A 9119-nucleotide genomic window follows, 5' to 3' on the forward strand; every position below is an offset into this window, starting at 1 on the left:
CGATCATGCTAGTCACCAGCTCAGCACCTTCGCCCGGCCCGCCGGCGCCACCGTCCGGCCGCGCAGCACCGCCACCCCCAGCGGGATCAGGGCCACACAGAGCAGTACGGTGACCAGCACGTCGGGGATCGAGGCGCCCTTCAGCACCCCCATCCAGGTGCCGCCCGCCAGCAGCAGCATCAGCGCGCGAGCGGTGCCGAGCACGCCCGAGCGCCAGGCGGCGACGGCCAGGAGGAGCGAGCCCGCGTACTGGCCGACGGAGGCCCAGACCGGTATCCGCCACGGCCCGTACGAGATGTCCACGTACTCCTTCATGATCCAGTTCGTCGCCTGCTCCAGCCCCGCCACCTCGGTGAGCTGGAACGCGGTCTGGTCGGCGCCGGCGAAGTACAGCCGGGCGAACAGCCCCGCGACCAGCAGCGTGCCGCCCCAGAACGCGAGAGCGCCGCCCACCCGCTGGGCCAGGGCGGCGAAGGCCGGAAAGAGCAGCAGCGCCCCCAGCGCGAACACCCCGTACGCCAGGGTGAACAGGGCGGGCTCCGAGGTGTAGGCGAGCAGCTGCCCATAGGCGGCGAACGGCTGCGCCTCGGCCCAGGTCTGCTGCTCGGGGGTCAGCGCGGCGGCCGTGCTCGTGTAGCGCAACAGGTAGCCGGCGGCCAGCACGGCCGGGCCCAGGACGAGGGCCGCGCCGCCGATCCACCGGCCGGGAAAGTACATGTTCATGACCGGCGAGCCTGTCACCGGCAACCCCGGCCGATCATCTGCCGATCGTCACGTCGCGCCTCTGTCGAAAGTCATGCTTCCCTTCCCTCATGGTGATCGAATGCCCCTTCTGCCTCCCGCGGATCGAACCTGACATCGTCCTCGCCAACGACCACTGCTACGCGATCTTCACGCGGGACGCGGTGCCCGAAGGGTCGGCGATGGTGCTGCCGCTGGCCCACCGCCGCACGGTCTTCGACCTGACGCCCGACGAATGGGCGGCCACCCGCCTGCTGCTCGACGAGATGAAGCGGAAGCTGACCGCGTCCCACGCCCCCGACGGCTGGAACGTGGGCTGGAACGTCGGCCCCGTCGGCGGCCAGAGCGTCGACCACGCGCACTGCCACCTGGTGCCGCGATACTCGGGGGAACCGCTGGCAGGCCGTGGCATCCGGGCGTGGATCAAGGACCCTGCCAACCGCCCGCCCGGTGGCAGCATGGATCATGTCTGACGTGGAGGAGGCCTCGACGCGAGACGGATCTGGGAATGTTCCGGCGTTTCGCCACCGAACCGGGTCTGATCGGGCTCGACTGGGGCGGCTTCCGTGACCCGCAGGCGCACGCAGTCGCCGCTTCGCCGCCGACGACGACCAGCCGGCGGGCTTCGTCGAATGGCGGGAGAGCGGCTACGGCCTGGCGAAGTTCTGGGAGATCGGCATCGCCCTGCTGCCCGACTACCTGTTCGCGCACACGCCCACCGAGCGGATCGAGGCGCGCACCCATCCCGAGAACATCGCCGAGCAGAAGTCGCTGGAGAAGGCCGGGTTCCGGCGGGAAGGCGTGCTGCGCGGCGACGTCATGGACGAGGAAACACGGGCAGAAGCCGAAAAGCCCTGGCCCCTTGCGGCGAGGTTCCGGACGATGAAGCGTTGCCAGCATTCGCCGGCCGGTTTCCGATCTCTGGGAGTTTCGATGCGCTTGTTCTCCGCCTTGGCCGGGTCACTCGCCCTGCTCACTTTTCTCGTGACGGGCTGCGCTGCCGCTGAAGGCGACCAGGGAATCGCCATTCCCGACAGCGCGGTGGGCAGGCAACTGCGGTGGTATCTGGAGGCCGTCAACCGGACTCCGCTCCCCGAGAACGAGGTCAAGGAGCACCTCAGCCCGGCATTCCTGAAGGACGTGCCGGCCGGGAAGTTCAACGAGCTCGCCGCGGATCTGTCCGGGCTGAAGCTTGACGGGGTGAGCAGCGCGAAGCCGACGGAGCTGATCGGGCTGACGTCCATCCCGATCGGGCAGAGGTACGACACGAGGATCTCCGTCGGGGACGACGGCAAGATCGACTATCTGCTTCTCGAACCCCGGTAGACCGGCCGACGGCAGGCACCGAAAACCGTCAGTCGCGGATCGCGTGCCCGCGCTTCCGGCGCTGGACGTACAGGCGGTTGCCCTGCGGGCCGGTCCATTCCAGGCGCACGACACCGGGCACGGCGGTGTCGTCGACGCGCGACGGGTCGGCCCAGTAGCCGAAGTTCGGGTTACGGAAGAACGTCGCCCACAGCTGACCGCTGCGGTCCACGAAGAAATTGTTGTGACCGGCGCCTACCCCGGCCGTCCACCGCTCGGAATACGGGCCCTCGAAGTTGTCCGAAACGGCGACGATCGCGTCGTACTGATACTGCGTGCGACCGGGACCGGGCGGATCGTAGGCGTACCGCGTGCTGCCGTCGGCATTGACCGAGCTCCGGTTCCAGGCGGCGTGCAGGAGGTAGTACTTGCCCTCGTACTTGAACACGTACGAGCCCTCCAGATAAGGCTCCGGCGAATAGGGCCGCTGCTCGAACTTCGGCAGGCCGGTCGTCGGGACGATGTCCTCCATGTCGTCCCGGAATTTCGCGTACAGGTTGTTGTGCAGCACCAGCCACGCGTCGTCGTCCTCGGTGTAGAGGCTGCCGTCGATGTGGTGGTACGCGCCGGGCTCGATGAATTTGGGCCCGCCGATGAAAGAGTCGCCGAACGGCTTATCGTGGTTGCCCTCGACTAGCCGGTACGGGCCCTCGACCCCGCCCTCGCTCACGAGCATGAACGAGCCGACCTTGCGCGAGTGGTCACCCATGCACGCGACGATGTACCACGTGCCGCGGAAATGATGCACCTCCGACGCCCAGACCTGGCCGCGCTTGCCGAACTGGTCGTCGTGCCAGTATTCCTGCCATGGGGCGACGACCGTGCGCCCGGCCCGGTTCTCGCCGACGAACTCGGGCGACCACACCTTGCCCTTCTCGGCGCCGGGCCGGATGCCGGTGGTGTCGGCCAGCCTCCACGGCCCCCGCAGGGAGGGGGAGGTCCACACGAAGATGCCGTCGTTCCACGGCCCGGCCGCCTCCAGCCCGGGCACCCGGGTGGTGCCCGTGGCCACGTAGATCGGGCGCCCGTCCACGACGAAGCAGTTGACGTACGTGTCCCGCATCCATACCTGGCCGCGCTCCTCGTCGCGGGGGCGCAGTTCGAGCGGGAGGACGAAGGAGTTGTCCTCGCGCGGCCACAGGTCGACCCGGGTGTCCGCGAGGCCGTAGGGCTTCGGATCCGGCCAGTTCGACGGGTGGCGCCGCGCCGGCGCGGCCTCCGGCGTGGCCGCCCGCGCGGCGGTCGCGGGCAGTGCCGCCGCTCCCACGAGACCGGCGACCCCGGTCAGCAGGGATCGCCGGTCGACGTTCAGCCCGTTGTCAGAACTCGTCATCAGTCACGTCCTCCTACGTCGGCGCTCGCCGAGAGTGCGCCCTCGTGCCGCATGCGGAGAGTCTGCACATGCCGCATTATTTTGGTCAATAACGCGGAAAAAATTCCGCGACGACCTCGCGAGCAACCCCGGGCGCACGAAAACGCAGGTCAGAGGAACCGCAATCGCGAGAGCGACGACCTCGCCCTCGCCTCGTAACGTTCGCGTAACAGACTCGCCTATCGGAGGCGGCTCCTTACGGGATGCCGACGACGACCTTCCCCCGGGCCGTCCCCCCGGCCAGATAGCGGATGGCCTGCGGAACCTCGTCCAGCGCGAACGTCCTGTCGACGATCGGCGTGATCGTGCCGGCCGCCAGGTGGCCCTGCAGCACGGTCATCAGTTCCTGCTTGCCGGGCGTCGAGGCGCTCGGCTTCGGCAATTGCTTCCTGAACGGCGAGAGCGCCATCAGCCGGAAGAAGTGCGGCAGGCTCCCCAGCATCCGGCTGCCGACGCCGCCGAAATGGTCGTGCCCGATGAGCACGTACATCCCGTCCGGGTTCAGCACCCGGCGGCAGTCCGCGAACGAATGGTTTCCCGGCACGTCGAAAATCAGGTCGTACCGCTCGGCTTTCCGGGTGAAGTCCTCCCGCGTGTAGTCGATGACCCGATCCGCACCCAGAGCGCGCACCATGTCCAGCTTCGCCTCGTGGTCGACGCCGGTGACCGACGCCCCGTACGCCTTGGCGAGTTGCACGGCGATGGCCCCCACCCCACCGGCGGCGCCGTTGACGAGCACGCTCTGCCCGGCCCGCACGCGGCCTTCCGGCAGATTCTGCAGAACGATCAGACCGGACGTCGGCACGGACGCCGCCTGCTCGAAGGTGACGTTGCCCGGCTTCAACGCCAGCGCGCTCTGCGGGACGGACACGTACTCGGCGAACGCGCCGCCATTTCTCCATTGCAAACCCCGTACCGTCTCCCCGAACACCTCGTCGCCGGGCCGGAAACGGGTCACGCCTTTACCGATCGATTCCACCTGGCCGGCCATGTCGGTCCCCGGAATGCGATTCTTCGGCCGGGTCAGCCCGTTTCCCATGAGGCGTAACACGTACGGGCGGCCACTGACGACGTGCCACACGTCCGGATGGACGGAGGCCGCGCGCACGCGTATCAGCACGTCGTCGTCCGCGACCGCCGGCCTGCCGATCTCGCGCACCTCAAGGGCGTCGGGCGAGCCGTACGCATCCTGAACGACCGCTTTCATGACGCCCTCCCGGCGAGAAGCATTTTCCCGTCATCTTCACACGCGCCGGGGCGTCGGCGATATCCATGGAACGACTTCCGCGAGGGTCAGAAATACGATTCCCAGCCGGGGCCGATCGGGGTGGCCGCGCCGAACCCATTGCCGCCCTTGCCGTTCCAGATGTACAGAGTCCCGGTCCCGCTGTGCACGGCGCCGATGTCGGTGCGCCCGTCCCCGTTGACGTCGCCCAGCGCCATCAGAGTGCTCGCGTACGGTTCCCAGCCCGGCCCGCGCTCGATGGCCCCGGTGAAGTTGTCGGCGCCCGCACCGTTCCACACGTACAGCTTGCCGGTGTCCTTCTTGACCGCCATCAGATCCCCGATGCCGTCGCCGTCGAAATCACCGGCGATCGGCCTGCTGAAGCCGGTCCAGCCGGACCCGATCCGCTTGGCGGAGCCGAACGCGTTGCCGCCCTTGCCGTTCCAGACGTACAGAGTCCCGGTCCCGCTGTGCACGGCGCCGATGTCGGTGCGCCCGTCCCCGTCGACGTCGCCCAGCGTCATCAACGTGTCCGCGTACGGTTCCCAGCCCGGCCCGAGCTCGACCGGCCCGGCGAACTCGTTGACGCCCGCACCGTTCCACACGTGCAGCTTGCGGGTGTCCTTCTTGACCGCCATCACATCGCTGAGCCCGTCGCCGTTGAAGTCGCCGGCGATCGGCCTGCTGAATTCGCTCCAGCCGGATCCGGCCCGCCGGGGCGGGCCGAACGTGTTGCCGCCTTCGCCGTTCCAGATGGTCAGCGTTCCGGTGGCGGCCGAGAAGAGGTCGCCCACGCCGTCGGAGTCGAAGTCCGGCAGGGCCGAGGCGGCCATCCCGGCAAGGTGCGGGTTCTGTGCGTGGGTGAGGGTCTCCCAGCCCAGGAAGTGCGACACCCCGACCGGGCGGCTCTTCTCGACCCACTGCTCGGCGTACGGAACGTCGTCGTAGCCGAGCCGGTGGTGCAACGCGTTGAAGCCGACCTCGAAATGCGCGCCGAGATCCCGGGTGACCTTCCCGCCGCACAACCACGACGGCACCTTGCCCCCCAGTTGCAGGCGGGCATGGAGGTCCATCGCGAACCGCAACCGGTGCTTGGCCTTCGCATACAGATCCACCCCCTGGTGACCGGCCGTCTCAGCCACGTGCGAGATCGCCGCCAGCCCCCAGCCGGTGTGCCAGAAGTCCCGGCACGTCTCCTGCGTCAGACCGTCCACGAACGTCCGCTGCCCGTGCCAGTAGTCGATGATCTCGGCCTTGGTGTCGTACTTGCTGCGCGGAGGCGCCTTGGGCAGCGAACCGTCCGTCTTGAGATAGATGTAGGCCGGCAGCCTGCCTCGCCACGTCGCCACCGCCCTGTCGAACGAGGCACGATCGTCCAGATGCACGGCGATGCCGATGGCGGCATCCGTCATGATCAGTTCCCAGTTGCCGTTGTTGTCCGGCCTGCCCGCGATCAACGTCGGCAGATACACGCTGCGCAGCTTCCCGGCCATCCGGCCCGCCTGCGCCCACCCCGGATAGGTGTGCTTGATCAGCTCGGCCGCGCGCGAGAAGTTGGCGCCCGCCCAGCCCGTCTGCAACGGCGCGTTGCTCCCGGTGTGCTTACTGATCAGCGCCGACCACGCATCCATGATCTGGATCGCCTTCTCGGCATACCGGGCATCCTTCGTCAGATACCACTGCAGCGCATGGGTGTAGGCCGCCATGGCATCCTTGCGCTCATCCGAGCAGCCGTGGTCCGGATTCGACACCGGCCCGCACTCCACCACCGCACGAGGCTTGGCCGCGTACGACAACGACGCGTACGAACTCTTCCGCAACGAATCCCACGCCGACTTCCACGGCTCGTCACCCAGATTGGCCCGGACGAAGTCCAGCTGGGCCCGGCTCACCAGCACCCCGGGATGCTTGAACGCCGCAGCCGCCGCAGCCTGGGCAGCCTGCGGAACCACCAACGCGCCGGCCATCAGCACAGTGACCGCGAGAGAACGAACGAGACGCACGGGCTTCCCTTCGAGATGGAGACCGCTCATTCCCCCAGCCCACCCCTCCGGCCGTCAAGGCGGAAGGCGCCACACATAGGCCCGGCATACCGTGCGCATACCGGCTCGGCTCACGCGACGTCGGGCCGTGTCATCAGCGGCGACCGTACGTGCAACACCAGACTGGGGCCGGTCAGGGGCACGATGTTCCACGTGGCCACCGCCGTCCCCGCGTCGGCGTCGACCACCAGCCGGACCCGGTGCGGGGTGGTGATGACGTAGAGCTCGGCGACGAACGTGTCGCCCTGCCAGGCGCCGGCCGCGACCAGAGGGCGGCCGAGCGGCGAACTCTCCCGCCATTCGCCGTGACCGGCCGCGACGTCGAGGGACGACCCGAATCGCAGAAGCCACCCACCTTCCACGGGATCGACGATCACCGTGGTCCCGCCGGGCAGAGCCGAGTCCTCGGCGGAGGCGTCGATCCTCGCCTTGACGGAACGCTCCGGGACGGCCGAACCCGGCACCGGCGCCAGCGACAGCCGCCGCAGCCGATCGGCGAGGATCTCGTCGTCCCGGCCGCTGTCCGCGCGGTCCGTGCCGGGCAGCAGGCACTCCCAGATCGCGTCGAGCACTGCCTGCGACTGCCGGTGCGCGCCGGTCACGGCGACCACGAGATCGTGCGACGGGACGACCACGCATTGCTGCCCGAAGGAGCCGTCACCGTGGTAGCCGTGACGCGACATCCAGAACTGGTAACCGTAACCGTGCAGGTAGTCGATGTCGCCCGAGCCGTCCTCCGACGGGAGGATGCCGATGTGCCGCCGGGTCGCGAGCTCCACCCATTCCCGGGGAACGAGCCGCCGGTCGCCCCAGAGGCCCCCGCGCAGCAGCAGTTCACCGAAGGCGGCGACGGCCTCGGTTGTCAGGTGCAGCCCGTGGAACCCGAACGCGGCACCGCTCGCCACCCGGTCCCATTCGGCGTGGTCGACGCCCATCGGCTGGAAGAGGCGCTCGTCGAGCAGCTCCGGGAGGCCGCGGCCGGTGACCCGTTCCACCATCCGGGCCAGGAGGAAGGTGGTCGAATTGTCGTAGGTGTGCCGGGTTCCCGCAGGCTCGGAGAACGGCAGGCGCAGGAAGCCCTTCACCAGGTCGCCCGGTTCCAGCTGCCAGGCGTCGGTGAGGCTGTCCGTGCGGTATCCGGCCGTCATGGACAGCAGGTGGTGCACGGTGATGCGGCGTCCCCGCTCGGAGATGTCGGCCGGAACGTGGTCGGGCAGCACGTCCACCACCCGATCGTCCGGCGAGAGCAGCCCGTCGGCGATCGCGAGCCCCACGGCGACCGAGGTGAACGACTTGGTCAGCGAGTAGAGAAGGTGCGGGCGTTCGGCCGAGTACGGCGCCCACCAGCCTTCGGCGACCACGTGCCCATGGCGGACGACCATGAGGGAGTGGCACTCGACGGATCGCGCTTCGAGCCGGTCGAGCAGCGCGGCGATCGAGCGGGACGACATCCCCGAGGCGGCCGGCGCCGAACGCGGCAGGAGGGTGCGCTGAGAAGACATTCGGACACCGTACAAGTCCGGATAAATTCGCCCAATCGAGTTTTACGGGTGACGCACCATGAACACGTCCACCTCGTCCTCGTTCTCGACGGTGAACCCGTGGCCTTCGTACAGCCGCCTGGCCGCACTGCCCCGCAACACGTTCAGGCGGACCAGGGCGCCTTCGCCGTCGCACCGCTCCAGCAGGCTGCCCAGCACACCGGAGCCGATCCCGCGGCCCTGCAGGTCGGGGTCCAGGTAGAAGTGCTCCAGCCAGTAGGCGTCCTTCGCCGGCCGCAGCGCCACGCAACCGGCCAGGGCGCCGCCCACCTCGATCACCCAGGTGTGCGCAGGCGCGAACCCGTCCCGCAGCCGCTGCCGCACGCGCTGTGCGTCGTACCGGCCGAGCCGCTCGAGGTCCGGCCTCAGCACCACGGCCCGCAACTCGGCCACTGCCTCGACGTCCGCCGGCAAAGCCGGACGAAGCTCCCAATCTGCCACGATCGAGATGTTATCGCCCTGGCTCCGGACCGTTCGCGCCCAGGACCACTCCGGTCGCCGAGAGCGCCAGCGCGGCGGCGCCGTACAGGCCGGCGTCCCGTCGCAGGGTGGTCAGGGCGACCTTCACGTGCCGGACGAAGTCCAGGCCCGCGCGCCGGGTCAGGCGTTCGCACAGGGGATCAAGGAGCAGCCCGCCGGCCGCCGCGACACCGCCGCCGATGACGACGTGGTGCAGGTCCACGACGGCGGCGGTGTTGAGGATGACGGTGGCGAGCGCGTCGGCCGCGCGGCCGAACGCGGCCAGCGGGATCGCGTCCCCCGCCCGCGCCGCGCCGGCGAGGTCCTCGGCCGTGGCGGGGCCGGCCGGGGGGCTGTCTCTTATACACATCTCC

9 protein-coding genes are annotated in these 9119 nt (G+C 69.2%); 2 read left to right on the forward strand and 7 right to left on the reverse strand.

Features of this window, described 5'->3' with window-relative positions; translation table 11 throughout:
• Positions 1 to 12: 12 nt before the first annotated feature.
• Positions 13 to 723: a hypothetical protein gene (locus ADY59_RS26055; RefSeq protein WP_049566840.1), complete on the reverse strand. Its 711-nt coding sequence runs from the start codon at positions 721 to 723 to the stop codon at positions 13 to 15.
• A gap of 89 nt (positions 724 to 812) precedes the next feature.
• Between ADY59_RS26055 and ADY59_RS26060 the strand changes: the two genes are divergently transcribed.
• Together ADY59_RS26060 and ADY59_RS50320 are read left to right on the forward strand one after the other, a co-directional pair.
• Positions 813 to 1214: an HIT family protein gene (locus ADY59_RS26060; protein WP_049566841.1), complete on the forward strand. Its 402-nt coding sequence runs from the start codon at positions 813 to 815 to the stop codon at positions 1212 to 1214.
• Between the two features lie 328 nt (positions 1215 to 1542).
• Entirely contained in the window at positions 1543 to 2067 is a 525-nt protein-coding gene (locus ADY59_RS50320) for a Cpe/LpqF family protein (protein WP_156325737.1), read from the forward strand.
• Positions 2068 to 2095: 28 nt separating this feature from the next.
• Here the strand turns inward: ADY59_RS50320 and ADY59_RS26070 are convergent, their stop codons facing one another.
• The 6 genes from ADY59_RS26070 to ADY59_RS26095 form a co-directional block, all read right to left on the reverse strand.
• Entirely contained in the window at positions 2096 to 3439 is a 1344-nt protein-coding gene (locus ADY59_RS26070) for a family 43 glycosylhydrolase (protein WP_049566845.1), read from the reverse strand.
• 235 nt (positions 3440 to 3674) lie between these two features.
• Positions 3675 to 4685: an NAD(P)-dependent alcohol dehydrogenase gene (locus ADY59_RS26075; RefSeq protein ID WP_049566848.1), complete on the reverse strand. Its 1011-nt coding sequence runs from the start codon at positions 4683 to 4685 to the stop codon at positions 3675 to 3677.
• Between the two features lie 86 nt (positions 4686 to 4771).
• Positions 4772 to 6670, reverse strand: a complete 1899-nt coding sequence (locus tag ADY59_RS48040; protein WP_197093854.1) for an FG-GAP-like repeat-containing protein — start codon at positions 6668 to 6670, stop codon at positions 4772 to 4774.
• Between the two features lie 146 nt (positions 6671 to 6816).
• Positions 6817 to 8247 (reverse strand): serine hydrolase domain-containing protein, encoded by a 1431-nt coding sequence (locus ADY59_RS26085; RefSeq protein ID WP_197093855.1) that lies wholly within the window; start codon positions 8245 to 8247, stop codon positions 6817 to 6819.
• A 42-nt stretch (positions 8248 to 8289) separates the two neighbouring features.
• Positions 8290 to 8727, reverse strand: a complete 438-nt coding sequence (locus ADY59_RS26090) for a GNAT family N-acetyltransferase (protein WP_049566851.1) — start codon at positions 8725 to 8727, stop codon at positions 8290 to 8292.
• Positions 8728 to 8737: 10 nt separating this feature from the next.
• Positions 8738 to 9119, reverse strand: a 382-nt coding sequence (locus ADY59_RS26095; protein ID WP_156325738.1) for an ROK family protein, incomplete at its 5' end; no start/stop codon positions are given.

Source organism: Nonomuraea sp. SBT364 (assembly GCF_001083785.1).
In the GTDB taxonomy this organism is placed as follows: Bacteria; Actinomycetota; Actinomycetes; order Streptosporangiales; family Streptosporangiaceae; genus Nonomuraea.

What these genes read in the sequence shown, in the direction of transcription:
- ADY59_RS26060 (WP_049566841.1), top strand. Translation starts at nt 813, where the DNA reads ATGGTGATCGAATGCCCCTTCTGCCTCCCGCGGATCGAACCTGACATC.
- ADY59_RS48040 (WP_197093854.1), bottom strand. Translation starts at nt 6,670, where the DNA reads ATGGCCGGCGCGTTGGTGGTTCCGCAGGCTGCCCAGGCTGCGGCGGCT.
- ADY59_RS26070 (WP_049566845.1), bottom strand. Translation starts at nt 3,439, where the DNA reads ATGACGAGTTCTGACAACGGGCTGAACGTCGACCGGCGATCCCTGCTG.
- ADY59_RS26055 (WP_049566840.1), bottom strand. Translation starts at nt 723, where the DNA reads ATGAACATGTACTTTCCCGGCCGGTGGATCGGCGGCGCGGCCCTCGTC.
- ADY59_RS26075 (WP_049566848.1), bottom strand. Translation starts at nt 4,685, where the DNA reads ATGAAAGCGGTCGTTCAGGATGCGTACGGCTCGCCCGACGCCCTTGAG.
- ADY59_RS26085 (WP_197093855.1), bottom strand. Translation starts at nt 8,247, where the DNA reads ATGTCTTCTCAGCGCACCCTCCTGCCGCGTTCGGCGCCGGCCGCCTCG.